Source organism: Pedobacter ginsenosidimutans (assembly GCF_001442625.1).
Taxonomy (GTDB): Bacteria; Bacteroidota; Bacteroidia; order Sphingobacteriales; family Sphingobacteriaceae; genus Pedobacter; species Pedobacter ginsenosidimutans.
This window is the reverse complement of record NZ_LMZQ01000006.1, coordinates 285495-310383: the sequence shown is the minus strand read 5'-3', so window position 1 is coordinate 310383 and position 24889 is coordinate 285495. Positions and strand designations below refer to the sequence as shown.

Genomic DNA, 24889 nt, shown 5'->3' with positions numbered 1-24889 from the left:
AAGATTTCTCCATTCCGCTGCCGATGAAAAATCGGCAAGCTTCAGTCGAAATGACGTAAGCCCCTATATCTAAACCCCAACCTCAAACGTATAATCCAAAAATTCCGGCACGTTAATACTCTCCACGATTTTCCAATTTTTCTTTTCTGCAATAAAATCAGGTGCTGCAAGCCCCGTGCTTTTGGCCGCGTTGGTATAAAATTCCATTTTTGCAGGGTGGTTTGGCGAGCAGGCATTGTACGTTCTACCAAATGCCTGTTTTTCCAAAAGTTTGACTGCAATCCCTACAGCATCTGTTTGGTGAATCAAGTTTACGGGAGCTAAACCATTAGGTATATTACTTTTTCCGGCAAAAAATCTCCCAGGGTTACGGTCAGGGCCAATTAAGCCTGCAAAACGGATCACGGTGCAGTTTTCAGGAAATAAGCGTTTAAACAGTATTTCTGCGGCTAATACAACCCTTCCCGAATCCGTATCAGGATGTGTCTCGCTGGTTTCATTTACTGTTTTGTTTTCATCAGCATAAACACTCGTCGAACTGATCAGTACCGCATGCTTCGATTTATCTTTCGCAGCCGCCAAAATTGAATCTATCTTTTGGGGATAATCAAGGAGTTCTGTCGAATTTCGCTTTGGCGGAATACAGATAAACAAGGTATCGGCCTCAAAAAATGCTGGATCGGCCATAACCGCTTCCGCCGTAAAGTTGACTAAAAACGGCTGTATATTTTCAGCCTGAAGTATTGCTAACTTCTCCAGGCTTGTGGTAGAACCTTTAACGGTATAATTTAACCCGATCAGTTTTTTGGCTAAAGCCAAGCCGAACCAGCCACAGCCTAAAATCGATATGGTTTTAATGCTGTTTTTATGTGTCATATTATCTTGAATCATTGGTGCTAAAGATAAATAGTTAGCTTTATAATTTACCCTGATTCATGTCAATTCTGCTTTTTATACATTGTCTTTGATAATTTTAAAATGCCATCATAATAAGCAGTAGGCTTGAAGTTAAAAGCCTTTTCAAATTTGGTAGAATCGAAATGATAATCATGATCGTACTGATAGTACATTTCTACAGTGCCCGCAACTACCTTTTTAAATAAACCTACTAAACGTAGCATCAGTTTATTAATGGTCGAATATTGAGGTTTGGTTTCATAAATCTTTGCAGCCATTTCTATAAAAGCTTTTCCTTTTAAAGGAGCCGCAGTTGGCAGGTGCCATATCTGGTTGCCAGAATCGGGTGTTTGTCCTAACAGAAACAAAGCTTTTCCAGCATCTTCAATGTAAGTAAAACTGTGTAGTGTATTTGGGTTTCCTATCCATTGAGCGCTATTTTTTTTGGCAAACTTATCGAGTAACATCATGTCAAAAAAGCTGTTCATCGATTCTGCTCCATAAAAATCTGCAGCACGGGCAATGGTTACATTTATTTTACCCGCTTTCGATTCGTTCATTAATTGTTCGGCTACCTTTGCCCTTACTTCTCCTTTTAAACTACAGGGATGGTAAGGCGTATCTTCTGTCATTGGGCCATTTACCAGGCCATACATATAAACATTATCAAAAAATATTAGCCTTGCACCCGTCCGTTTAGTTAAGTTAATTACATTCTGAATGATAATCGGCCATTGTTCTTGCCATACTTTGGCATCATAAACCAAACCGGCGCACAGGTATATTACTTTCGAACCTTCGGCTGCTGCGAAAAGTTCAGTTTCGTTTAATAAATCGGCTTTAACCCAACTTATATTCGGGTTGCTTGTAGAAATTGGTTTTCGGCTAACCAATCTAATTTTTTGGTTAGTATTGGTTAATTCTCTGGTCAGTGCGTTTGCTGTTGGTCCGCCGGCGCCAAGTATAGTGTGCATATCTTCTTTTTTTTGATTAGCTCAAAGTTATACGGCTTGGAACCATGAAAACGTTAACAAAAGATAAGGATTAAATTTAATCCTTTAAAATGAGTGTGCGTTTACGGATACGCGAGAGTGAAACAGGTGTAATACCTAAAAAATTGGCGATATAGTGCTGTGGAACGCGCTGAAAAATATCTTTTGCAGTTTTTTCAAGTACAGTATAACGTTCTTCGGGGCTTTGGGTAACAAAAGCATTAAGACGGTCTTCAAAACAGCAAATGTAATATTCAGCAACCAGACGGCCAAACCGCTCCATTTTCAGCGCCAGCAGGGGGTGGTTTAACATTTTCTGAAGATCGGCGTAAGCAATAAGAACAAGTTGGGTTTCCTCCAGGGCCTGAATAAAGTTTGTACTCGGTACTCTTTTTACAAAGCTTTTATAGGCACTTACCAGCTCGTTTTCAAAACAAAAATAACCGGTAATTTCCTGTCCGTCTTTAACATGATAATGCCTTACTGCACCCTGGATAATAAAGGCAATATAATCGCATACTTTTCCTTCAACTACAAAATGTTCCTTTTTCTTTAGGGTAGAAAAACTCAGGTACTGCGTCAAGATTTCCCATTCGCTTTCTTCGAAAGTTACGAATTTTGCTAAACCGGTTCTAAAAGCATTGATTTTAAATTGTTTATCCATATCAATAATTAAATCCTTTTAAAGATACAGATTAATCAAGAATGGTGTTATCCTTTGTCCAGATTATAACACGCTCTGCAACGTGGCTCATAACTTTCCTTTTCGCCCAATAAAACAGTAGCTTCGTCAGCAACTGTACGGTAACTGTATAGGGCTGGGTTTCCACAGCAAACACAAACGGCATTTACTTTGGTAACATGTTCGGCAATGGCCATTAAAGCAGGCATCGGGCCAAAGGGCTTGCCCGTAAAATCCATATCCAGGCCGGCAACAATAACCCTTATACCTTTAAGGGCTAGTTTATTGCAAACATCAGGCAGTTCATCATCAAAAAACTGAGCTTCATCTATACCAACCACCTGAGTATTGGTGCCAAGGAGTAAAATGGCCGAAGCGCTATCAACAGGTGTAGAGTTTATGGAGTTTAAATCGTGCGAAACCACAGCAGTTTCATGGTAGCGGGTATCGGTACGGGGTTTAAAAATTTCGACATTCAGTTTAGCAATCTGGGCTCTTTTTAACCTTCTGATCAGTTCTTCCGTTTTACCAGAAAACATAGAGCCACATACTACTTCTATACTTCCCGAAAATTCGCCCCTTCTTCTAAAATTTTGTTCGCTAAATAACATGCCTGTTTTTTTATTCCCCTATGTCCGTTCTATAATTTTTAAACCGAACAAATATGAGAATTATGTGTTATTTTTGAACACATAGTTACCAACATAAATCGACTAAAAATTCGTTTTAATTTTATGATGAACCAACAGGATATTTTCAGAAAAATCGGCAGCATTTTAACAGAATTAAATGAGCAATATCAGTTTTTAGCTCAAAACCCTCAGCAATTAAACGATTTGGAGCTGGAGCTTTTTCTGGCTAATGCCCATTTTCTTTCCGATCATGTTAATATCGTCAAAAAATTAAATACCATAATAGAGGATAAGCCCGCCGAACCTGGAAACCATGCTCTATTGGCTGAGCAAAATACCATTATACTGCCTGAAGCTGAAAAAAGTTATGTAGAAGAGGGTGAAAGTTTTGAACCTGCTGAATTGGAAGAAGTGGCTACTGCCCAGGAAGAAGAAGAACGTATAGATGTGAAGCCCAAACAGGAAGTGCTGGATGATGAAATTATTGAAGAAGAAAAAGCTGCATCGCTTTTGAATAAAGATTTCTTTAAGCCTGACCAGGACGACCATACTTTTGAATTTGTATTGGGTACACACGATGAAAACGATCAGTTCGATTATGAAGCGAAATCTGTTGAAGAAATTTTCGATCGTCCTCTAAGTAAAGAAGAAGCAGAAATTTTAGCACGTAAAAAGATAATTCACGAAAAGGAAGATGCTTTAGCTGTTCAGGAAGAACCAGTGGCAACTGAAGAAGATGAAATTGGTCCTGAACCTTTTTTAATTCCGCATGAAGAAGAGCCAGAAATAATAGAGAAAGAAGCGCCTGTTGTAGCAGTTAAAGTGGATGAACCTATACCTGCACCTGCTACTCAGCCTATTGAGGCACTGAAGGATGTGAAACTGGATGATCCAATCATTTCGCCACCGGTTGAGCAGGAACGTCCTTTGTTTACACCTGAAGCTGTTCCGGTAAAACCAGCTCCACAGCCCGAAGCCGCTAAACCTGCACAAAGTTTAAATGATCTGCTTGCCAAAACAAATGGAAAAAGCGATGAACCTGTTAAAGCACCTATTGCCGATTTAAAACAGGCGATTAGTTTAAATGAAAAGTTACTTTTTATTAAAGATCTTTTTAATGGTTATAACCTGGCCTATTCGGAAGTAATTGACATCATCAATAAGATGAACAGCTTCGAAGCCGCAGATAGCTACCTGCAGAATAATTATGCTGCAAAGAATAACTGGGCCAATAAACAGGCTACGGTTGATCAGTTTTACGAATTATTGAACAGAAGGTTTAGTAAGTAAGCGCATAGCGTAAGGCGACTTGCGGCTGGCGTTACACTGCGCTGTCGTCATACTGAACTTGTTTTACTGCGTAGCTTTCCGCTTTGCTACAGGTCAGTATCTATTGTGGGGTCGTCATTTCGACTGAAGCGTAGTCCCGAATGTTCGGGAGAGAAATCTGTTAATATAGATTTCTCGACTGCGTTGCACTCCGCTCGAAATGAAGTAACTTAAAAAGGGCATTTTAGGCTAAATATCGACTTCCGACTAAAGCCTAAATAAATCCCATCCGGTTAGAATCGAGTTTTAAAAAGATGAACAGTAAGATCGTAAAACTCCATAACGATGATCCTCCATAACTAATTAAGGGTAGGGGAATCCCAATTACCGGAATAATGCCAATCGTCATCCCGATATTAATAAAAACGTGGAAAAAAAGGATACAAGCTACGCTATAACCATATACCCTGGAGAATGTAGATCGCTGCCTTTCTGCTAAATTAACCAATCGGAGTAGCAGGAACATATACAAACCTATCACTACAGCACAGCCCATAAATCCCCATTCTTCGCCGATGGTAGAGAAGATGAAATCTGTACTCTGCTCAGGTACATAACCATATTTGGTTTGTGTGCCCTGTAAAAATCCACGGCCGGTTCCCTGTCCTGAGCCTATGGCAATTTGCGATTGGATTACATTATAACCTGCACCTTTATTATCGGTTTTAAGCCCTAACATTAATTCGATACGGCTACGTTGGTGGGGCGCTAAAACTTTTTCGTAGGCAATTTTTATTAAAAACAGATAGCCAATAGCGAAAACGGTTACCAAAACAGTAGAAAAAATTATTTTTTGTTTTCTTCTGTTGTTGTAGATAAAAAGGCCAGCAATTGTGGTAATAATGATGATCAAGATATAGGTAGGGACCAAGAAATCGGCAATAAAGAGCACAATCATTCCCAAAAATATCAATAGAAAGTAACCTGATAAACCTTCGCGGTACAACGGGAACATAAATGCAAGAAACACCAATGCCGAACCCGTATCGGGCTGAAGCATAATTAACAATAGCGGTGCGCCCACGATTAATCCAGCAATCATGATTGATTTAACATCGCGGAATTTAGGGTTAAATGCACCTACATATCTCGCCAAAAGCAAGGCTGTACCAAACTTGGCAAATTCGGCAGGCTGCAATTTGAACGAGCCTATGGCAATCCACGCCTGGTTCCCGGCTACCTTATTCCCGATTACCAATACAGCCATTAACAACAGCAATGTACCACCATAAATAAAGGGTGAGAAGACATTGAAAAGCCTCCCGTCAAATAGTAAGATAGATAAGCCTAAAATTAAACCAGTAATGATATAAATAAGCTGTTTGCCATAAAGCGTGCTAAAGCCAAACACAGCGGTTTGTTCTGGTGGAACGGAAGCATAAATATTGATGAAACCAATAGCGCATAAGGCAATATAGATTAAAACAGTAATCCAATCTACATTAAAGAAAAAACGGTTTCCCTGTTGCTGCTGCATTTTATTTCTGGATTACAGGTTTATCGATGATTACTGACTTTAATTCTTTAGGTTTTGTAGTAACCGTTTGTTTTATCGTTGCCGATTTAATTCTCAAACTGTCTTTTATCCTTTTGGTTGAATCTGCTTTTTTAAGTAGAAGACTATCTGCCTTCGTTAATTTGATCTTTTTTGTCTTATCGATTAATAAAGGAAGCAAGTTTTGATTCTTCATCCATTCTACCTGAGCAGCTCTTCCACCGCTAACACTACCTTTCAGATATTTTTCGATCATGTAGCTGGCAATTGGCGCTGCATAAGTACTACCATAACCCGCATTTTCTACAATTACGGCGATGGCAATTTTCGGATTATCTCTTGGCGCAAAGCCTATAAATACAGAGTGGTTTTTGCCATGTGGGTTTTGTACCGTTCCTGTTTTTCCACAGAGTACCACATCTGGAATCCGAGATAGTATGGCGGTTCCCCAGCTGGTGTTTACGGCATCCTGCATACCGTCAATCACAGGTTCGAAATGTTTGGCATCCACCCCCACATAATTTTTAACCACATATTCTTTTTTAACCAGGTTTTTATCGCCTATACCTTTAATTAAGTGTGGCTTAATATAATAACCACGGTTAGCAATTATGGCCATGGCATTTGCCATTTGCAATGGGGTAGCGGTAATCTCACCCTGACCAATAGCCTGCGAAATTACATTGGTGTAGCCCCATCTTTTGCCATAAATTTTATCGTAGTGATCTGCGGTATAAAAGTAGCCTTTTCTTTCGTAGGGCATATCGATATCGAGCTTTGATCCGAAACCAAACTTGGCCACTTTATCACGCCATTCCTGATACGTTTGTCTTTGATTTTTCATCCCGTTTTTGGTAATTAGCTTCTGAAAAACATAACAAAAGTAAGTGTTGCAGGAACGGGCAATACCTCTTCTCAGCGAAATTGAACCATCAAAGTGTTCACATTTAATTTTTCTATTTCCAGCCTGATAATAGTGCGGACAAAAGAATGTGGTATTGGGATCTATTACGCCTTCTTGTAATCCGATTAGCGCATCAACAGGTTTAAACGAAGACCCTGGAGGATAGTAACCCATTATTGGTCTTACTAAAGATGGGCGGTATGGATTACCCACAATAAATTCCATGTAGTTGTTCCCCTGGTTTCTGCCCACTAAAAGATTTGGATCATAGCCGGGGCTACTTACCAATGAAAGAATTTCGCCCGAAGCAGGTTCGATCGCTACAATTGCCCCAACTTTGTTCATCATCAATTCCTCACCGAGTTTTTGAATTCTCATATCGATGCCTGAGATCAATCTTTCTCCCGAAACCGCGTTTACATCGTATTTACCATCAGCATAACTTCCCTGCGGGGTATTGTGCGCATCGTATACTGTATTAATTACACCCTTTTCGCCTCTTAAAGTTTCTTCATAAGAAAACTCCAAGCCACTTTTGCCTTTGTAATCACCAGGTTTATAAAACCCTTCAGATTTTTCGATATCAGTGGGGCTAACTTCTTTTACATAGCCAAATAATTGTCCACCAACACTATCAGGATAATGTCTGATGGTTCTGTCTTGTGTTCTAAAGCCCGGAAAACGGTAAAGGGTTTCCTGCAGGCGGGCATAACTTTGAACAGAAATCTGTTTAAGGAAAGGGGTGGCCTGATAACTCGATTTTCCCCTTGCTTTTTTAAGGTTTTTGCGAACATCCTCAAAAGTAATGTCTAACGCCTGTGCAAGTGCCAGGGTATCAAACGGTTTTACTTCATTTGGCGTAACCATTAAGTCGTACACAGGTTCATTTTGTACAATCACCTTCATGTTGCGGTCTAGAATGGCGCCGCGGGCTGGGTATTTATAGATTTTGCGTAAAACATTACTTTCTGCAGAAACGAAAGCCGCATCGCTAATAATCTGGATATAAAATAACTTCCCCAATAAAATCAGGGCGATTACAATAAATAATCCTTGAACGATATATTTTCGGTTAAATAATTGATCCATTAGCGTGGTGTTCTTCTATAGAATATAAACTCTACCAATAAAATAATAAGCAGTGTAAAGATACAACTTAAGCCGCATCTCATTAAGGTATAACCAATTTCGGTTAGCCTAAATGTTTCTAAAAAGAACAGCACCAGGTGGTGTGCAACAACGCAAAGAAAAGCATAAAGTGAAAACCATTGGAAACCCATATAACTTAACGATGGTTCTGGGTCGTCAATTGCGTCGCGGTTTAAACTTATCGATATAAAGGAAATTCTTACAAAAGCCAATACCACACAGGCCGTAGCATGTACACCCATGGTATCGTAAAAAGCATCGAGTGTTAAGCCTGTTCCAAAAGCCAATAAGTACAGCAAAATATTGGGGATCCCGAATGGAAGCAGGAGCAAAAACAGTACATAGATAAATGGTGTGGAAAGATCATAAAAGCCCATGTTTTTGAGCAGGAAGATCTGCACAAAAAGGAGTAAAAACCACCTGATCACATTTACAATTATGATTCTACTATTCATTCGGTTTAACTAAGCTTTCCAAAGCCTTTTGCTCTTCGGCTTTTTTATCTTTAACCACATATACATATTGCAATGTGCTAAAATCTGTAAATAAATTTAATTCTCCTGATAAGAAATTATCATTGGTGGCTACATTAGGCTTAATGATTTTTCCAACCAAGATTCCTGCAGGAAAGGACCCGTAACCCGAGGTAACAACGGTATCGCCCACATACATTTTGATGTGGTTCGGCACCTCTTTAACAAAGGCTTTTTTGATGTCAAAATTTCCGTCGCCCCAAACCAACGAGCCCAAGGCATTATTCTTTTTTAAAGTCACACTTATTTTGGTGTCTTTATGCAATAGCGATTGTATGGTTGCCAAATGTGCAGAAACATCACGGATAAAACCGACCACTCCGCGTTGAGGCGCGATAACGGCCATGCCACTTTTAATGCCGTCAACAGTGCCTTTATTAATGGTCATTACGTTGTTGCGTAAAGTGATCGAATTTTTAACCACTTTGGCAGCCAAATAAGTGTATTGTTGATTGGTAACCGTATCTACCACTTTAACATCTTTGGTCGTATCTACCGTAGTTAATCCCAGTAACTGGCTTTTAAGCTTGGCATTTTCGGCTGCAAGGCTATCGTTAACCATACCGAGGTTTAAGTATCGTTTAAAAACATTTAACCTTTCGTATGCGGTACCCACTACCTCATTGCTTGAGTTTAAAGTTACACTACGCTGATAGGAGTTGTTTTTCACCGTTAGATAAATCCCTACGATAAAAAAAATGATAAATAAGAAAAATGCGTTGTATCTGCTGATGAAAATCCAAAGGTTACGCATTGCTCATGGGATATGAGACCTGAGATATGAGATATGAGTTTGGATAATTAGTCTCAAATCTCACATCTCTTATCCCAAATCTGGGTTATTGCATTAAGAATTTATATCCGCCAATGTTTTTAAGGGCGATGCCGGTTCCACGAACTACTGCACGAAGCGGATCTTCTGCAACATGAACGGGTAATTTGGTTTTAGCAGCTACACGCTTATCTAAACCTCTTAACAATGCACCACCACCAGTTAAATAAATACCAGTTTGGTAAATATCTGCTGAAAGCTCTGGAGGGGTAATCTCTAAAGCTTTTAAAATTGCTTCTTCAATTTTAGAGATCGATTTATCTAAACAGTGGGCAATTTCAGTATAAGACACAGTAATCTGCTTTGGTACACCAGTCATTAAATCGCGACCTTGAACTGCGAAATCGGCAGGAGCATCCTGTAATTCAGGTAAAGCTGCACCAACTTCAATTTTAATTTTTTCAGCGGTACGGTCACCAATCATAATATTGTGCTGACGGCGGATGTAGTTTACAATATCAGAGTCGAAGTTATCTCCCGCAACGCGGATAGATTGATCGCACACGATACCTGATAAAGCGATAACCGCAATTTCGGTTGTACCTCCACCTATATCGATAATCATGTTACCCATTGGCTCTTCTACATCAATCCCGATACCCACAGCAGCGGCCATTGGCTCATGAATTAAGTATACCTCTTTTGCACCGGCAATTTCAGCTGAATCGCGTACAGCACGTTTTTCTACTTCAGTAATACCAGATGGAATACAGATTACCATACGTAAAGAAGGGAACATCCAGCCTTTACCGCCATTAAGCATACGGATCATGCCTTTAATCATCGCTTCAGCAGCGTTGAAATCGGCAATAACACCATCCTTTAATGGACGAACGGTTTTAATATTATCGTGGGTTTTACCCTCCATTTGCATTGCCTGACGACCTATAGCAATGACTTTGTTTGTAGTACGATCGAAAGCAACGATAGATGGCTCATCTACAACTACTTTGTCGTTATGTATAATCAGGGTATTCGCAGTGCCTAAATCGATGGCAACTTCTTGCGTAAACCAGTTAAATAATCCCATGTATAAGGTATGTTTTCTTTATTTTATCAAATCTATACTATTCCTAATGTAAAAATAGCTTTTTTATTGTTTTAAGTTTTATTTTCTTCAGTTATTAAATTGTTTTTAAGGCAATTAAAATGTTCAGAAAATAAAAACCGGTAATTCTTAGGTTAAAGCAGTCTTACTATTGCTTAGGTTAATTTATAATACAAGAAACAAAGTAATCTACTATAGTAATACGTAAGATTGCTTCGTGCCTCGCAATTACGGCATAATGCATAACCTTCCACCTCTAAACCCTCAACCTTCTACCTTTCTAGTGTTTAAAATGTCTTACCCCCGTAGTTACCATTGCAATACCTTTTTCGTTTGCTTTAGCAACAGAATCAGCATCTTTAATCGATCCACCTGGTTGCAGAACAGCTGTAATTCCGGCTTCGGCAGCAATTTCAACACAATCAGGGAAAGGGAAGAAAGCATCAGATGCCATCGCTGCACCTTTAACACTGAATCCGAAAGAGGCTGCTTTTTCAATCGCTTGTCTCAAGGCATCAACACGTGAAGTTTGACCAACGCCGCTTGCAATTAAAACATCATCCTTAACTAAAACAATGGTGTTCGATTTGGTGTGTTTTACAATTTTATTGGCAAAGAATAAGTCTTTTAACTCTTGTGCAGTTGGTGCTTTATCCGTTACGGTTGTCATTTGTTCAGGACCTTCGATAATTAAATCTTTATCCTGCTCAATTACACCGTTTAATAAGGTTTTAAATTGTTTTTTGCTCAACTCAACCTCGTTACGTTGTAAAATAACGCGGTTTTTCTTTTTGCTGAATAACTCAATCGCTTCTGCTTGGTAAGAAGGAGCAATTAACACTTCAAAGAAAAGATTGTTGATTTCCTGGGCCGTTTCTAAATCTACCGCAACATTGGTAATCAATACACCACCAAAAGCAGAAACCGGATCACAGGCTAAGGCATCAATCCAGGCTTGTTTAACAGTAGGGCGGGAAGCAATACCACAAGCGTTTGTATGTTTTAAGATTGCAAAAGTTGGCTCCTCAAATTCGTCGATCAACGCAACAGCTGCATCTACATCAACCAGGTTGTTATATGAAAGCTCTTTACCGTTAAGTTTGGTAAACATCGCATCTAAATCGCCATAAAATACACCACCTTGATGAGGGTTTTCGCCATAACGTAAAGTTTTAGCTTCTGTTACACTTTGTTTGAAAACATCAAGCGGTTCTTCTGTGTTGAAGTAATTAAATATTGCAGTATCGTAGTGTGAAGAAGTGTGGAAAGCTGTTTTAGCGAACGATTTACGTTGTGCTAAAGTAGTTTCACCATTTTGTGCTTCTAATTGGGCTTGTAAAGTAGGATAGTCGTTTTTAGATGCAATAATCACCACATCGTTGAAGTTTTTCGCAGCTGCACGGATTAAGGAAATACCACCGATATCGATTTTCTCGATAATTTCTTCCGGTGTTCCGCCTGCTTTTACGGTTTCTTCAAAAGGGTATAAGTCAACAATAACCAAATCAATTTCAGGGATTTCATATTCAGCAATCTGCTCCTGGTCGCCAGCTAATGCTCTACGGTTTAAAATTCCGCCAAATACTTTTGGGTGTAAGGTTTTAACACGTCCGCCCAAAATAGATGGATAACCTGTTAAATCTTCAACCGCTGTAACAGGAAGGTTTAAATCTTTGATGAACTGTTCTGTTCCACCGGTAGAAAATAACTGTACCCCTTGCGCGGCCAATAATTTTACCAATGGCTCCAAACCATCTTTATAATATACTGAGATTAAAGCGTTTTTGATTTTAATGGATTGACTCATTCTACTGAAAATTTTGAGCCGCAAAGGTAGTAAAACAGAGGCATTTATTTAGGCGCAGAATCCAATAAAAATGAAATAATTTATATATTTTTATTTGTTGGGTATTTTTTCTTTTCCAGCAGCATTTTTAAGCTTTATTTATGAAGGTAATATTGGCGCTAAATGGGTGCCCAGTTACTTTATATGTGTTGCTATTTGTTTGCCTGGAAGGTGTTCCACCAATCTTCTAAAACGGCTACTACCGGAAGGAGGCTTTTACCTACACTGGTTAGTTTATACTCTACGCGTGGTGGAGATTCTGCAAAAGCTTCGCGGAGGATAAGGCCATCGCGTTCCATTTCTTTAAGTTGTGTAGTGAGCGTACCCTGGCTTAAGAAATTCATCTCGCGCTTAAGCTCGCCGAACCTTTTAGGACATTGTGCTGCAATAGCTTTAATGAGCATAATTTTCCATTTACCCCCAATCACCTTAAAAACACCTGTCAATGGGGAGTCATTTAAAAATAAATCCTGATTTTCTCCATTTGTAACTGCTTTATATTCATTATTGGTACTGTTTTGCATACTTGGTACGGTTTATAAGACTACTTGATTGCCAGTAAAGCGTTTTCTTACTTTAAATTTTAAATATAAGAAAAGCAAGGCTATGAAAAAAAATCAAAGGTGGTTTCTGTTGTTAATTGTGTGTTCGGCCATATTTTTATCTGTGCTGGATCTGTTCATTGTAAATGTGGCGCTTCCTGCCATCAAATCTGGTATTAAAGGCACCGATGCCGATATGCAGTTTGTAATCGTAATGTATATTGTGGGCTACGCTTCCTTCCTTGTTACTGGTGGGCGGGCAGGTGAATATTTCGGAAAGAAAAAGGTTTTTTTTACCGGGATGTTGGTCTTTACAACTGCTTCTTTTGTTTGTGGGTTTTCACAATCGGCAACCCAGCTAAACATTGCCAGGTTTATTCAGGGAATAAGTGCTGCTTTTATGGTTCCGCAAGGAATGTCTTTTATCCCGGATTTATTTCCTGATCCTAAAGAAAGGGTAAAAGTGCTCGGCGTGTATGGTAGTGTTGCGGGCATTGCCTCTGTTGTTGGTCAGTTTTTAGGGGGCTTAATCCCTGATCTGGAAATTATTTCACAAGGCTGGCGTTTGATTTTTTTGATAAATGTGCCTATCGGGCTAATTGCTGTTGTATTGGGCTTTAAATACCTTAAAGAGTCGCAGGTAAAAATCGCTGAGAAATTTGATTTTACCGGAAGCTTGTTGCTGATGTTAACTTTAACGGCATTTATTTATCCGCTTATCAGGGGGAGGGAGTTGAATTGGCCAGTTTGGAGTATTGCCTTGTTAATACTATCGGTAGTTTTGTTACTTGCTTTTATTTATCATCAGTGGTTAAGCAAAAGCTTGGGGAAAAATCCTTTGCTCAATATAAAGGTGTTTAAGAATTTCGATTTCAGGATAGGGCTTTTAATTTCGCTATTTTATTATCTTGTTCAGGATTCTTACTTTTTGATCAATACCGTTTACTTACAAAACGGGATGGGCATTAGTTCCGTCTATACCGGAATCTACTTTGTTTGCCAGGGAATGGGTTACGTGCTCGCATCCATGTTTTTTGCAAGCCGGGTAACCCGTTATGGTAAATATGTATCGCTGTTCGGATCGGTTATTATGATTGTGGCACTCGTTTTTCACCTAATTATATTTAATTCACCTGATGCCCTTCAATGGCAAATTACCATTATATTGTTTGTTTATGGGGTTGGCTGTGGTACAATTCTACCTTCATTAATGACTATATCTTTAAAAAGTATTCCTGAAGATATGTTAGGTGCCTCATCGGGCATTTATTTAACCCTGCAGCAGATCTCGGTAGCTATAGGGGTTGCAGTAGTGGGAGGCGTTTTTTTTCAGCACCTGGATAATCCACCTGTATTAACATTATTTCCGGTTGCTTACCGATGGGCAACATTATTAAATATAGGCTTCCTCATTATTGTAAGTGTTTTATTGGCTTTGACACCAAAAGCAAACAAACAATCTATATAATTTGTGAGATGGAGAATCTTATATAAAAGCTATTTTTTTATCTTTTTAACAATGGTTTCTACAATACGTGGGTAATGCTGGTGTTCGAGCTGCTGACCTTTAAACTTTACCATTTCCAGGTTATCGTTTTTGTCTATTCTGTACCTGGCCTGATAAATATATTCACCTTCATCATAGTTTTCATTAACATAATGAATGGTTATTCCGCCTTCAGTTTCGCCGGCGGCCATAACGGCATTGTGTACATGATCTCCATACATGCCTTTACCGCCAAATTTAGGAAGGATTGCCGGATGGATATTTACAATTCTGCCGGGGTAAGCATGGATCAGGTTTTTAGGGATCAGCCAGAGAAAACCCGCAAGCACAACAAAATCGATTTCAAGATTTTTGAGAAGGTCTATTATTTCGTCGGTTTTATAGAACTCGTTTTTGTCGAAAATATGAGTGGGGATTTCGAAATTATCAGCCCGCTGTAATACATAGGCATCGGCATTGTTGGTTAATACCAAAGATATTTCTATTTCATTACTCCGTTTAAAATGCTCCATCAGTTTTTGGGCATTGGAGCCAGAACCTGATGCAAAGATGGCTATTCGTTTTTTCACTCAAAATCGTTTTGCCCAAAAATAGTATTTTTAAGCCTGTTTTCTTAATGGAAAGGAAATTTTATTGAATTAAGTTAAAGTATTTATAATGAATAATTTTAACGTATTTTTGCAGTTCGGAAATGGGGTTCAATTTTAATGAAAAAAAAGTTGAAAGTGTTTTGTAATTTAAAAACATTAATCCTATATTTGCAACCCGAATTATAGGAAACGAATAAGAAAAATAAAAGGCTAAATAGAAATGGCAAATCATAAATCTTCATTAAAAAGAATTAGAGCAAACGCAACAAAACGTTTACGTAACAGATATCAGGCAAAAACTACACGTACCTTTATTAAAAGATTACGTGCTGCAGAAGATAAAAAATCTGCATCTGATTTATTGCCTAAAGTAATCTCTATGTTAGATCGTTTAGCTAAAAAGAATATTATCCACAAAAACAAAGCGGCTAATAACAAATCAAAATTAACGAAATTCGTTAATGGTTTAAAATAAGCCAATTTTTTTACGATATTAGTAAAGGCATCCTAACCCAAAGTTAGGATGCCTTTTTTTGTCTAAAAAAAATGGAAAATTACGAACAGAAACTAGGTATAAAGTTATGGGCTGAAGAAGATCGCCCGCGCGAAAAACTTTTATTACATGGCCGAAGACATTTAACAGATGCCGAACTGATTGCTATTTTAATTGGCTCGGGAAGTAGAAATGAAACCGCTGTCGATTTAAGTAAAAGGATTTTGTCGTTTTACGATAACAATTTAACAAAACTGGGAAAAGCTTCTATTCTGGATCTTTCCAGGTTTAGAGGTATTGGAGAAGCCAAAGCATTAACTATTATTGCCGCTCTTGAGCTTGGTTTGAGGCGGAAGGAAACTGCTGAAGAGGCCATTACCCATGTTACTACTTCTAACGATGTTTATAAATATTTACATCAAACTTTTGCTAATCTCAATCACGAAGAGTTCTGGATATTACTCCTGAACAGGTCTAACCGGGTAATAGGTAAATTTTTGATCAGTAAAGGGGGCCAGGCAGGTACGGTAGCCGATCCGAAAATTATTTTTAAAACAGCTTTGGAAAACAATGCCGCAAATATCGTATTGGCACATAACCATCCTTCAGGAAGTTTAAAGCCTAGTGAGAGCGACGATAAATTGACCAGGGATATGGTTGCTTCTGGAAATTTGCTTAGTCTGTATGTGGTTGATCACCTGATTTTTGCTAATAACCGTTACTATAGTTATCGGGATGAAGATTTAATTTAAAAGATATTTGGTTGTTAAAGTACAATTAACCTTAAATTAGTATAATAGCGGCTTAAAATTAGGTGTTACTCGCTGGCCCAGCATTAATAAATTGTGTAATTATATTTATGAATACTTTAAAAATCATCCCTGTTTTTCTTTTGTTAACCGTTATGGCATTTGCGCAAAAAACGGCAGTCCCAATTAATATTATTACTTACAATATCCGTTTAAATGTAGCATCTGATGGTGTTAATGCCTGGCCTAACCGGAAAGATAATATTAAGGCCCTGGTGAAATTTCATGATGCTGATATTCTTTGTGTACAGGAAGCATTACCCGAACAGTTTGATGCGCTTTTGGAGAATTCCAATTTCGATGTAGTGGGTGTTGGCCGTGAAGATGGTAAAAGAAAGGGCGAATTTTCTGCTGTTTATTTTGATAAAAACAGGTTCATTAAAAAAGATGGCGGAACTTTTTGGTTGTCAGAGACACCGGATGTTCCATCAAAAGGTTGGGATGCTGCACTTAACCGGATATGCAGCTGGGTTAAATTGTACGATAAGCAGAATAAAAAAGAGTTTATCGTTTTTAATACACATTACGATCATATTGGTGTTCAGGCCAGGATCGAATCAGCTAAACTGCTTAAAAGTAAAATACAGCAGATTGCACCAACGCTACCGGTTGTTTTTACCGGCGACTTAAACGTAACGCCAGAAACAGAAGCAATTGCTACCATAAAATCTTTTCTTATCGATGCAAAAGATGTTTCTGTAGAGCCTCCATATGGTCCAACAGGCACTTTTAATGGCTTTGATTTTAACAGTGACCTGAAAAACAGGATCGACTACATTTTTGTAAACAAAGGATTTAAGGTGCAGAAATTCGCCGTATTAACTGATAGTAAGGATAAAAGGTATTATTCTGATCATTTACCTGTTTTTTGCAGACTTTGGTTTTAATAAATGCTGTTAAAATCTCTGTTTCCCTTTCAATTTGAGCTTTTTGGTAACCAATACCACTATCACTATATTTTCGAAACACTGGCATTTATAATTGGTGTTAGGTTGTATTATTTCTATAAAAAAGGAATTAAAGACCCGATATCTGACGAAAACAGACTGTGGATTATGTTGGGCGCTATGCTTGGGGCATTAATTGGCTCGCGTGTAATTGCTGTGCTCGAAACGCCCGAAGTACTCCATCACCTTAGTTTTTCAGTTCTTTATCAAAGTAAAACCATTGTTGGCGGCTTGCTTGGAGGTTTGTTTGGTGTTGAATTAATAAAAAAGATAATAGGTGTGAATATCGCCTCCGGAGATATCTACGTTATCCCGATTTTGGTTGCCCTTATTATTGGCCGTATTGGTTGTTTTTCTATGGGCATCGACGAGCCAACCTACGGCATCCCTACCCATTTTTTTACCGGTATGGATTTGGGTGATGGTATATTGCGGCATCCCATCATGCTCTACGAAATGGTTTACCTCATACTTTTGATTTTTTTGATCAATGGGTTGAAAAATGAGACATTGATCAATGGAGACCGTTTTAAATTGTTTATGGCATTGTATTTCCTGTTCCGTTTTTGTGTAGAATTTATAAAGCCTTACCATTCATTATTTTTAAATTTAAGCAGCATTCATTGGTCTGCATTGTTTATTTTTATTTATTATTATAAATTCATTATCAGAATTTCGAAACAGATTTTACATAAACGGTAAACATTATGGCCAATACCAGAGATTATATATACTACGATTATACCAAAAGTCTTTGCCCCGAATGTTTACAGCTTTGCGATGCGAAAATTGTTTTTCAGGACGCTAAGGTATTTATGCTGAAAAATTGCAGAACGCATGGCGATAGCAAAGTAATGATTGCCGATGATGTAGAATATTACAAACAGATCCGCAATTACAATAAACAATCGGAAATGCCACTTAAGTTTAATACCAAAGTGCATTACGGTTGCCCTTATGATTGTGGCTTATGTACCGATCATGAACAGCATTCGTGTTTAACCGTAATAGAGGTTACTGATCGTTGCAACCTGGCCTGTCCAACCTGTTATGCCATGTCATCGCCAAATTATGGCAGGCACCGTACGTTGGAAGAAATAGAACGTATGATGGATATTGTTGTGGCAAATGAGGGTGAACCCGATGTGGTTCAACTTTCGGGTGGAGAACCAACTGTACACCCCGATTTTTTTAAGATTTTAGATCTTGCCAAAACAAAGCCCATTAAACATTTAATGGTGAATACGAATGGGATTAGGATTGCAAAAGATATTGGCTTTGTAGAAAAATTAGCAAGCTATATGCCTGATTTTGAAATCTACCTGCAGTTTGATAGTTTCAGTGCTGAAGTATTGACTAAGCTTAGGGGAGAAGACCTTACCGAAGTAAGAAAAAAAGCCATCGATCACCTCAATCAGTTTAATGTATCTACTACTTTGGTGGTTACTTTGCAAAATGGCCTTAATGATCATGAAATTGGTGATATTTTAGATTATGCGCTTAAACAGAAATGTGTCCGTGGGGTTACTTTTCAGCCTACCCAGGTTGCCGGCAGAAATGATGATTATAATGATCAACAGGGAAGAATAACGCTAACAGAGGTGCGCAGAAAAATTTATGAGCAATATCCTGTTTTTACTCCTCAGGATTTAATCCCGGTGCCCTGTAATCCCGATGCGCTATGTATGGCCTATGCGTTGAAAATCGGGGATGAAGTGATCCCGATGACACATTTGATCAATCCGGAAGATCTACTCAACAATTCTAAAAATACCATCGTTTTCGAACACGATGAAAAATTGAAAGAACATATGCTAAATTTATTTAGTACGGGAGTTTCAGTAGATTGTGCCGAAGATACCTTTGGCGAATTGATGTGTTGCCTGCCGAGGGTAAAATCAGATAGTTTAAGTTACGATAATTTATTTCGGATTATCATTATGAATTTTATGGACCCGCTGGATTTTGATGTACGCGCTGTTAAAAAATCATGTGTACATATTGTGAGCGATAAATATAAAATGGTACCCTTCGAAACCATGAATATTTTTTACCGCGACAACAAAATAGACCTGATCAGGGAAAAATTAAATATGAACTAACATGGAAGAAGGTTTATTCGGATTGTTAATTATTTACTGTCTTACCGCAGTTGTACTCTTTATAGTAGGGATTATTCTGATTATTATTAAATCATCAAGGAACGAACCCATAAAACCTGGATTAAAACTGCTTATCATTTCAGTAATTATGGTGGTAATTGGTTTCGGTGCTTGTGCAGTATTGCTCGCCAACAGTTAATCTCAAAATAAGTTCATGGAAATTTTCATCGTATATTGGGTAATTGTATTATTGTTGTTTGTAATTGGCATCATTCAGATCATCGTAAAAGCTGCGAAAAATCAACCCGTTAAACCCGGCCTTAAACTGGTTATTGCATCTGTTATCATGTTGGTAATAGGAGCAGGCGCATGTGCAGTAATTCTATCTAATTTAAATATTGGCCATTAGTCATTTTTATTGTATTCTTTAACCAAGGTTATAGCGTTTGTAAGTCTCGAATCTCATATCTAGAATCTCAAATCTCGATAATTTAACTTTCTCCTTTGACCTTTAAATAATATCTTTGCGTTTTATAGAAATAGAGTATCAGTCGAGGTTTGTCTTGATACCTGATACTCACTACCTGATACTCCAAAATGAAAATATCATATAACTGGTTAAAACAATTCGTACAGATCGATAAAACACCTCAAGAGCTTTCGTTAATTCTTACCAATGTTGGTTTAGAAGTAGAAAGTGTAGAAAAAGTGCAGCCTGTTGTGGGCGGTTTAGAGGGTTTGGTTATCGGCGAAGTATTAACCTGTGTTCAGCATCCCAATGCCGATCGTTTACGCATTACTACGGTAAACGTTGGTGGTAAAGAAAACCTTCAGATTGTTTGCGGTGCTCCAAATGTAGGCGCTGGCCAAAAAGTGGTAGTAGCTACTGTAGGCACAACCGTATATCCTTTAGAGGGCGAACCATTTAAAATCAAAGAATCAAAAATCAGGGGAGAACTTTCGCAGGGGATGATCTGTGCCGAAGATGAAATTGGTTTAGGTAAATCGCATGATGGGATTATGATCCTTGCTGAGGATACTGAAATTGGGATCCGTGCTAAAGACCATTTCAAAATGGATGATGATTTTGTTTTCGAAATCGGATTAACACCAAACCGTGCTGATGCGGCGTCACATTTAGGCGTAGCGAGAGATTTAGCGGCTTATTTCAGAAGTGAATATGAAATGCCTGATCTTTCAGCTTTTAAAACAGACAACGAAAACCTGGTAATCCCGGTAGAAGTAGAAGATTTGGCTGCCTGCCCACGTTACAGCAGCTTAACAATTTCTGGCGTTACTGTAAAAGAATCGCCAGAGTGGTTAAAAGATAAATTAAAGGTAATTGGCTTACGTCCCATCAATAATGTAGTTGATATTACCAATTATGTACTTCATGGTTTGGGCCAGCCGCTACATGCTTTCGATGCCGATAAAATTAGCGGCGGAAAAGTAATCGTGAAAAAAGTTGCTGAAGGAACGCCATTTGTAACCCTTGATGATGTTGAGCGTAAGCTGAGTGCAGATGATTTAATGATCTGCAATACTGAAGCGCCAATGTGTATTGCAGGTGTTTTCGGGGGAAAATCTTCAGGAGTTGATGTCAATACCAAAAATATTTTCTTAGAAAGTGCTTATTTTAATTCGGTTTCTGTACGTAAAACTTCTAAAAGACATGGGTTAAAAACCGATGCCTCTTTCCGTTACGAGCGTGGTACTGATCCTGAAATTACGGTTACGGCTTTAAAATATGCAGCATTATTAATTAAAGAACTGGCTGGCGGGGAAATTTCTTCATCAGTGTCCGATATTTATCCAAGTCATATCAAGCCTTTCGAGTTTGAAGTAAGTTATACCAACATCAATAAATTAATTGGTGCAAATATTCCATCAGCCGAAATTAAACATATTATTACTGCTTTAGGTATTGCAGCAACCAATACCTCTGAAGATACTTTGGCGTTAAGAGTACCATCGTTTAAAGTTGATGTAACGCGCGAATGTGATATTACAGAAGAAGTATTGCGTATTTACGGTTATAACAATATCGAAATCCCTTCAAAGGTGAATGCATCGCTTTCTTACAGCATTAAGCCTGAGAAAGAAAATACGCACAACGTAATTGCAGACATGCTTACCTCAAACGGTTATGCAGAAATTATGTGCAATTCGTTAACTAAATCGGCCTATTCGAAAAATTTAGACGAAGCCGTATTTATTTTGAATCCCTTAAGCAGCGATTTAAATGTAATGCGCCAGCATTTATTGATGCCAGCATTAGAGAGCGTGGCTTACAACCAGAACCGTAAAAATGCTGATGTTAGGTTTTATGAATTCGGTAAAACCTATCATTTAATTAATGAGCAGTATGTAGAGCGCTCAAGGTTATTATTGTTGATCTCGGGAGCTAAACAGAGCGAGCAATGGAACCAAAATGCTAAACCGGCAACTTTCTATAATTTAAAAGCGGCAGTTGATGCGATTATATCGCGTTTAGGTATCGCAAGCTATCAATCTGATGCTTTAAATGACGAAAACTTTGCTTATGGGATTAAATATTTCCGTGGAGATAAAACCCTGGTAAGTTTTGGTGCCGTTTCAAAAGCCGACCGTAAAGTAGCCGATGTAAATGCAGAGGTTTTTTATGCCGATTTTGATTGGGCTGCCTTGTTGGATATTGTAAGGAAAAATAAAATCGTTAATAAAGAAGTTTCTAAGTACCCACAAGTGCGCAGAGATTTATCTTTATTGATCGATCAGGCCGTAACTTTCGATACTTTAAAAGGCATTGCTTTCAAAACCGATAAAAAGCTGATCAAGGAGGTTGGTGTGTTCGATGTGTATGTAGGTGATAAATTGCCTGAAGGTAAAAAATCGTATGCCTTGAACTTTATTTTGCAGGATGAGGAACAAACCTTAACCGATAAGCAGATTGAAAACACGATGCAGAAATTAATCGCGAATTTAACGGCACAAGCTGGTGCAGAAATTAGGAAATAAAATATAAATTCGTATTTTTAGAAATAAATTCATGGCTTCTGTTGCAGATCAATTAGATAAAGTATTACAAAAAACGGCTCAGGTATTAGAGCTATGTAATGCGCTACAGGAAGAAAATGATTTATTAAAGCTTGAAAATCAATCGTTAAAAGTAGCACTCGATACAGCGAAGGGCAAAAATGTAGAACTTGATGAAAAATTAAGGGTTACAAAATTGGCTAAAAGTATAGAGGGAACAAGTGAGAAGTCGCTTGACATTAAACAAAAAATTAACGATTTTGTGCGGGAGATTGATAAAAGTATTGCATTATTAAAAAAATAATGATGCAGAGAAATCAGAAACTAAGCTAAACAAATGGGAGAAATCTCGATTAAAATAACCATTTCCGACCGTATTTATCCACTAAAGGTGAATATGGAAGAGGAAGAAATTGTGAGACGGGCAGCAAAAATGATCAATGAGCGCATAAAAGATTATCAGGATAATTATGCGGTTAGAGATAAGCAGGATCTTCTTTCTATGGCAGTGTTACACTATGCAACAGCCGTATTGAGAACAGAGAATAAAGTACAAAACCAGGATACTGCTGTTGCCGATAAAGTCGAAGAATTGGATGTTTTACTCAGTAATTTCTTTTCAAAATAAGGTTCGTTCTTTCGGCGATTCGTCACTCTGAACTTGTTTCAGAGCCTAAAATAATTTAGGATGACAGCGCCAATATTTAGCATAAAAACATAGCCGCGGCTAGTTTTTGAGTTTCAAATTTTATAAAACTTAACACTTCAATATCTATAGGGTTAAGAGGGCGTATTTCATCTGCTATGGCACCTGAAAATGGCTTAAACCCTAATTATGCTTAGTTGAGGTTTAAAATGTATGAGACTTTAAAAATTAGTTGCGGTTTTTTTTTACTTAAAAAACAAAATGGAAATAGTTGAAATATTAGGATACGTATTTGCCGTAATAGCGGGTATAGCTATCGGAGTGGTGGTAGGAAGATTCCTCCTGCGTAACTTGCTTAAACAGCAGGAAGTTGCCGCACAGAACAAAGTGAAAAAGATTTTAAAAGATGCAGAAAACAATGCAGAGATCTTAAAAAAGAATAAACTTTTAGAAGCAAAAGAAAAGTTTTTGCAAATGAAAGCTGAGCATGAGCAAGAAGTGAATGCCAAAAACAATAACATTAACCAACGCGAAAATACCATGAAGCAGAAAGAGCAATCGGTAAATCAGCGTATGGAAAATTTTAATAAAAAAGAACAAGAACTCGATAAGCAAAAAAGCGTTTTAGAAAAGCAAACCGAAATTGCGATTAAAAAGCAAGAAGAGGTTGAAGTGCTTAAAAACCAACACCTAAAACAATTAGAAACCATTGCTGGTCTATCTGCCGAAGAAGCTAAAGAGCAATTGGTAGAAAACCTGAAACAAGAAGCCCGTACACAGGCAATGATGCAGGTAAAGGATATTGTTGATGAGGCAAAGTTAACAGCGAGCAAAGAAGCTAAAAAAGTAGTCATCCAAACCATTCAACGTACCGCTACCGAAGCTGCAATTGAAAATTCGGTTTCTATTTTTCATATCGAAAGCGACGAGATTAAAGGTCGTGTTATTGGTAGAGAGGGCAGAAACATCCGTGCTTTAGAAGCCGCTACCGGTATTGAGATTATTGTTGATGATACACCGGAAGCAATTATTTTATCAGGTTTCGATCCGGTAAGAAGGGAAATTGCCCGTTTGGCTTTACACCGTTTGGTAACTGATGGTCGTATCCACCCGGCTCGTATTGAAGAAATTGTAGCGAAAACCAAAAAACAGATCGAAGATGAGATTGTAGAGATTGGTGAGCGTACAGTGATCGATTTGGGTATCCATGGTTTACACCCTGAGTTAATCCGTATGGTTGGCCGTATGCGTTACCGTTCATCTTACGGACAAAACTTGTTACATCACTCTCGTGAGGTAGCTAATTTCTGTGCGACGATGGCTGCCGAATTAGGCTTAAATGCTAAAATGGCTAAACGTGCAGGTTTATTACACGATATAGGTAAGGTGCCTGATGATAACCCTGAATTGCCACATGCGATTTTAGGTATGCAATTGGCCGAAAAATATAAAGAGCATCCTGAAATCTGTAATGCTATTGGTGCCCACCACGATGAAATTGAGATGACTTCAATGATATCTCCAATTGTACAGGCTTGTGATGCGATCTCTGGTGCTCGTCCGGGTGCGCGTCGTGAGGTGGTAGAAAGTTATATCAAACGCCTGAAAGATTTAGAAGAACTGGCTTTATCTTACCCTGGCGTAGAAAAAACGTTTGCAATTCAGGCTGGTAGAGAATTACGCGTGATTGTAGAAAGTGAACGTATTACTGATGCACAGGCAGAACTTTTAGCTGCAGATATTTCGACCCGTATTCAAACTGAAATGACCTATCCAGGACAGATTAAGGTTACTGTAATCAGAGAAACCCGTTCTGTAGCATTTGCAAAATAATAATCTCAAGACCTTATAGGTTTTAAAAACCTATAAGGTCTAATATAAAGCGATGGAATATCCATC

25 protein-coding genes are annotated in these 24889 nt (G+C 38.2%); 13 read left to right on the top strand and 12 right to left on the bottom strand.

All coding sequences use genetic code 11. The features are described from left to right. Positions 1-69 precede the first annotated feature (69 nt). The 4 genes from ASU31_RS11860 to ASU31_RS11845 all read right to left on the bottom strand — a co-directional run bounded on the left by ASU31_RS11860 (position 70) and on the right by ASU31_RS11845 (position 3182). Positions 70-891, bottom strand: coding sequence for an SDR family oxidoreductase (locus tag ASU31_RS11860; protein WP_057932510.1), 822 nt, complete (start codon positions 889-891; stop codon positions 70-72). 47 nt (positions 892-938) lie between these two features. Next, the gene (locus ASU31_RS11855) at positions 939-1871 is read right to left on the bottom strand and encodes an NAD-dependent epimerase/dehydratase family protein (RefSeq protein WP_057932509.1); all 933 of its coding nucleotides are present in this window, start codon (positions 1869-1871) and stop codon (positions 939-941) included. A gap of 76 nt (positions 1872-1947) precedes the next feature. Then, positions 1948-2553 (bottom strand): Crp/Fnr family transcriptional regulator, encoded by a 606-nt coding sequence (locus ASU31_RS11850; protein ID WP_057932508.1) that lies wholly within the window; start codon positions 2551-2553, stop codon positions 1948-1950. A gap of 47 nt (positions 2554-2600) precedes the next feature. After that, complete coding sequence (locus ASU31_RS11845) at positions 2601-3182, bottom strand: thymidine kinase (RefSeq protein WP_057932507.1); 582 nt, start codon at positions 3180-3182, stop codon at positions 2601-2603. 123 nt (positions 3183-3305) lie between these two features. Between ASU31_RS11845 and ASU31_RS11840 the strand changes: the two genes are divergently transcribed. After that, a complete protein-coding gene (locus tag ASU31_RS11840; protein WP_057932506.1) occupies positions 3306-4493 on the top strand; it encodes a hypothetical protein in 1188 nt (395 codons plus the stop codon). Between the two features lie 253 nt (positions 4494-4746). Here ASU31_RS11840 and rodA read toward each other — a convergent pair whose 3' ends face one another. The 7 genes from rodA to ASU31_RS11805 all read right to left on the bottom strand — a co-directional run bounded on the left by rodA (position 4747) and on the right by ASU31_RS11805 (position 12863). Then, positions 4747-6009, bottom strand: coding sequence for a rod shape-determining protein RodA (rodA, locus tag ASU31_RS11835; protein ID WP_057932505.1), 1263 nt, complete (start codon positions 6007-6009; stop codon positions 4747-4749). Between the two features lies 1 nt (position 6010). Next, positions 6011-8020: a penicillin-binding protein 2 gene (mrdA, locus tag ASU31_RS11830; protein ID WP_057932504.1), complete on the bottom strand. Its 2010-nt coding sequence runs from the start codon at positions 8018-8020 to the stop codon at positions 6011-6013. Next, positions 8020-8535: a hypothetical protein gene (locus tag ASU31_RS11825; protein WP_029277298.1), complete on the bottom strand. Its 516-nt coding sequence runs from the start codon at positions 8533-8535 to the stop codon at positions 8020-8022. The genes mrdA and ASU31_RS11825 overlap by 1 nt, the downstream gene beginning before the upstream one ends. Beyond that, positions 8528-9367, bottom strand: coding sequence for a rod shape-determining protein MreC (mreC, locus tag ASU31_RS11820; protein ID WP_057932503.1), 840 nt, complete (start codon positions 9365-9367; stop codon positions 8528-8530). Before mreC ends, ASU31_RS11825 begins: the two co-directional genes overlap by 8 nt. An 85-nt stretch (positions 9368-9452) precedes the next feature. Then, positions 9453-10475, bottom strand: a complete 1023-nt coding sequence (locus ASU31_RS11815) for a rod shape-determining protein (protein WP_010601761.1) — start codon at positions 10473-10475, stop codon at positions 9453-9455. A 298-nt stretch (positions 10476-10773) separates the two neighbouring features. Then, on the bottom strand, positions 10774-12300 hold the full coding sequence (gene purH, locus ASU31_RS11810) for a bifunctional phosphoribosylaminoimidazolecarboxamide formyltransferase/IMP cyclohydrolase (protein WP_057932502.1): 1527 nt from the start codon (positions 12298-12300) through the stop codon (positions 10774-10776). 191 nt (positions 12301-12491) lie between these two features. Continuing rightward, a complete protein-coding gene (locus tag ASU31_RS11805) occupies positions 12492-12863 on the bottom strand; it encodes a winged helix-turn-helix transcriptional regulator (protein WP_057932501.1) in 372 nt (123 codons plus the stop codon). 82 nt (positions 12864-12945) lie between these two features. On the opposite strand from ASU31_RS11805, the gene ASU31_RS11800 reads away from it, so the two are divergent. Beyond that, positions 12946-14349, top strand: a complete 1404-nt coding sequence (locus ASU31_RS11800; RefSeq protein WP_083505348.1) for an MFS transporter — start codon at positions 12946-12948, stop codon at positions 14347-14349. Positions 14350-14378: 29 nt separating this feature from the next. On the opposite strand, the gene purN is transcribed toward ASU31_RS11800, so the two are convergent. Further along, positions 14379-14957: a phosphoribosylglycinamide formyltransferase gene (purN, locus tag ASU31_RS11795; protein ID WP_057932500.1), complete on the bottom strand. Its 579-nt coding sequence runs from the start codon at positions 14955-14957 to the stop codon at positions 14379-14381. Positions 14958-15198: 241 nt separating this feature from the next. Between purN and rpsT the strand changes: the two genes are divergently transcribed. The 11 genes from rpsT (at position 15199) to rny (ending at position 24823) form a co-directional block, all read left to right on the top strand. Further along, positions 15199-15453 carry a 30S ribosomal protein S20 gene (gene rpsT, locus ASU31_RS11790; protein ID WP_029277289.1) on the top strand — a complete coding sequence of 85 codons (255 nt, stop codon included), beginning with the start codon at positions 15199-15201 and terminating at the stop codon, positions 15451-15453. 71 nt (positions 15454-15524) lie between these two features. Continuing rightward, positions 15525-16223, top strand: coding sequence for a RadC family protein (gene radC, locus ASU31_RS11785; protein ID WP_057932499.1), 699 nt, complete (start codon positions 15525-15527; stop codon positions 16221-16223). A 107-nt stretch (positions 16224-16330) separates the two neighbouring features. After that, complete coding sequence (locus tag ASU31_RS11780) at positions 16331-17167, top strand: endonuclease/exonuclease/phosphatase family protein (protein WP_057932498.1); 837 nt, start codon at positions 16331-16333, stop codon at positions 17165-17167. 3 nt (positions 17168-17170) lie between these two features. Continuing rightward, positions 17171-17929, top strand: a complete 759-nt coding sequence (locus ASU31_RS11775; protein ID WP_057932497.1) for a prolipoprotein diacylglyceryl transferase — start codon at positions 17171-17173, stop codon at positions 17927-17929. 5 nt (positions 17930-17934) lie between these two features. Continuing rightward, entirely contained in the window at positions 17935-19329 is a 1395-nt protein-coding gene (locus ASU31_RS11770) for a radical SAM protein (RefSeq protein WP_057932496.1), read from the top strand. 1 nt (position 19330) lies between these two features. Continuing rightward, the gene (locus ASU31_RS11765; RefSeq protein ID WP_057932495.1) at positions 19331-19528 is read left to right on the top strand and encodes a hypothetical protein; all 198 of its coding nucleotides are present in this window, start codon (positions 19331-19333) and stop codon (positions 19526-19528) included. A 15-nt stretch (positions 19529-19543) separates the two neighbouring features. After that, complete coding sequence (locus ASU31_RS11760; protein ID WP_057932494.1) at positions 19544-19738, top strand: hypothetical protein; 195 nt, start codon at positions 19544-19546, stop codon at positions 19736-19738. Positions 19739-19926: 188 nt separating this feature from the next. After that, a complete protein-coding gene (pheT, locus tag ASU31_RS11755) occupies positions 19927-22326 on the top strand; it encodes a phenylalanine--tRNA ligase subunit beta (protein ID WP_057932493.1) in 2400 nt (799 codons plus the stop codon). 31 nt (positions 22327-22357) lie between these two features. Further along, complete coding sequence (locus ASU31_RS11750; RefSeq protein WP_057932492.1) at positions 22358-22648, top strand: hypothetical protein; 291 nt, start codon at positions 22358-22360, stop codon at positions 22646-22648. A gap of 33 nt (positions 22649-22681) precedes the next feature. Beyond that, positions 22682-22972: a cell division protein ZapA gene (locus ASU31_RS11745; RefSeq protein WP_029277272.1), complete on the top strand. Its 291-nt coding sequence runs from the start codon at positions 22682-22684 to the stop codon at positions 22970-22972. 279 nt (positions 22973-23251) lie between these two features. Then, entirely contained in the window at positions 23252-24823 is a 1572-nt protein-coding gene (gene rny, locus ASU31_RS11740; RefSeq protein ID WP_029277270.1) for a ribonuclease Y, read from the top strand. Positions 24824-24889: the final 66 nt, after the last annotated feature.

Excerpts from the sequence above, each read along its gene's own strand:
- ASU31_RS11860 (WP_057932510.1), bottom strand. The coding sequence starts at position 891 with ATGATTCAAGATAATATGACACATAAAAACAGCATTAAAACCATATCG.
- ASU31_RS11855 (WP_057932509.1), bottom strand. The coding sequence starts at position 1,871 with ATGCACACTATACTTGGCGCCGGCGGACCAACAGCAAACGCACTGACC.
- ASU31_RS11850 (WP_057932508.1), bottom strand. The coding sequence starts at position 2,553 with ATGGATAAACAATTTAAAATCAATGCTTTTAGAACCGGTTTAGCAAAA.
- ASU31_RS11845 (WP_057932507.1), bottom strand. The coding sequence starts at position 3,182 with ATGTTATTTAGCGAACAAAATTTTAGAAGAAGGGGCGAATTTTCGGGA.
- ASU31_RS11840 (WP_057932506.1), top strand. The coding sequence starts at position 3,306 with ATGATGAACCAACAGGATATTTTCAGAAAAATCGGCAGCATTTTAACA.
- rodA (WP_057932505.1), bottom strand. The coding sequence starts at position 6,009 with ATGCAGCAGCAACAGGGAAACCGTTTTTTCTTTAATGTAGATTGGATT.
- mrdA (WP_057932504.1), bottom strand. The coding sequence starts at position 8,020 with ATGGATCAATTATTTAACCGAAAATATATCGTTCAAGGATTATTTATT.
- ASU31_RS11825 (WP_029277298.1), bottom strand. The coding sequence starts at position 8,535 with ATGAATAGTAGAATCATAATTGTAAATGTGATCAGGTGGTTTTTACTC.
- mreC (WP_057932503.1), bottom strand. The coding sequence starts at position 9,367 with ATGCGTAACCTTTGGATTTTCATCAGCAGATACAACGCATTTTTCTTA.
- ASU31_RS11815 (WP_010601761.1), bottom strand. The coding sequence starts at position 10,475 with ATGGGATTATTTAACTGGTTTACGCAAGAAGTTGCCATCGATTTAGGC.
- purH (WP_057932502.1), bottom strand. The coding sequence starts at position 12,300 with ATGAGTCAATCCATTAAAATCAAAAACGCTTTAATCTCAGTATATTAT.
- ASU31_RS11805 (WP_057932501.1), bottom strand. The coding sequence starts at position 12,863 with ATGCAAAACAGTACCAATAATGAATATAAAGCAGTTACAAATGGAGAA.
- ASU31_RS11800 (WP_083505348.1), top strand. The coding sequence starts at position 12,946 with ATGAAAAAAAATCAAAGGTGGTTTCTGTTGTTAATTGTGTGTTCGGCC.
- rpsT (WP_029277289.1), top strand. The coding sequence starts at position 15,199 with ATGGCAAATCATAAATCTTCATTAAAAAGAATTAGAGCAAACGCAACA.
- radC (WP_057932499.1), top strand. The coding sequence starts at position 15,525 with ATGGAAAATTACGAACAGAAACTAGGTATAAAGTTATGGGCTGAAGAA.
- ASU31_RS11780 (WP_057932498.1), top strand. The coding sequence starts at position 16,331 with ATGAATACTTTAAAAATCATCCCTGTTTTTCTTTTGTTAACCGTTATG.
- ASU31_RS11775 (WP_057932497.1), top strand. The coding sequence starts at position 17,171 with ATGCTGTTAAAATCTCTGTTTCCCTTTCAATTTGAGCTTTTTGGTAAC.
- ASU31_RS11770 (WP_057932496.1), top strand. The coding sequence starts at position 17,935 with ATGGCCAATACCAGAGATTATATATACTACGATTATACCAAAAGTCTT.
- ASU31_RS11765 (WP_057932495.1), top strand. The coding sequence starts at position 19,331 with ATGGAAGAAGGTTTATTCGGATTGTTAATTATTTACTGTCTTACCGCA.
- ASU31_RS11760 (WP_057932494.1), top strand. The coding sequence starts at position 19,544 with ATGGAAATTTTCATCGTATATTGGGTAATTGTATTATTGTTGTTTGTA.
- pheT (WP_057932493.1), top strand. The coding sequence starts at position 19,927 with ATGAAAATATCATATAACTGGTTAAAACAATTCGTACAGATCGATAAA.
- ASU31_RS11750 (WP_057932492.1), top strand. The coding sequence starts at position 22,358 with ATGGCTTCTGTTGCAGATCAATTAGATAAAGTATTACAAAAAACGGCT.
- ASU31_RS11745 (WP_029277272.1), top strand. The coding sequence starts at position 22,682 with ATGGGAGAAATCTCGATTAAAATAACCATTTCCGACCGTATTTATCCA.
- rny (WP_029277270.1), top strand. The coding sequence starts at position 23,252 with ATGGAAATAGTTGAAATATTAGGATACGTATTTGCCGTAATAGCGGGT.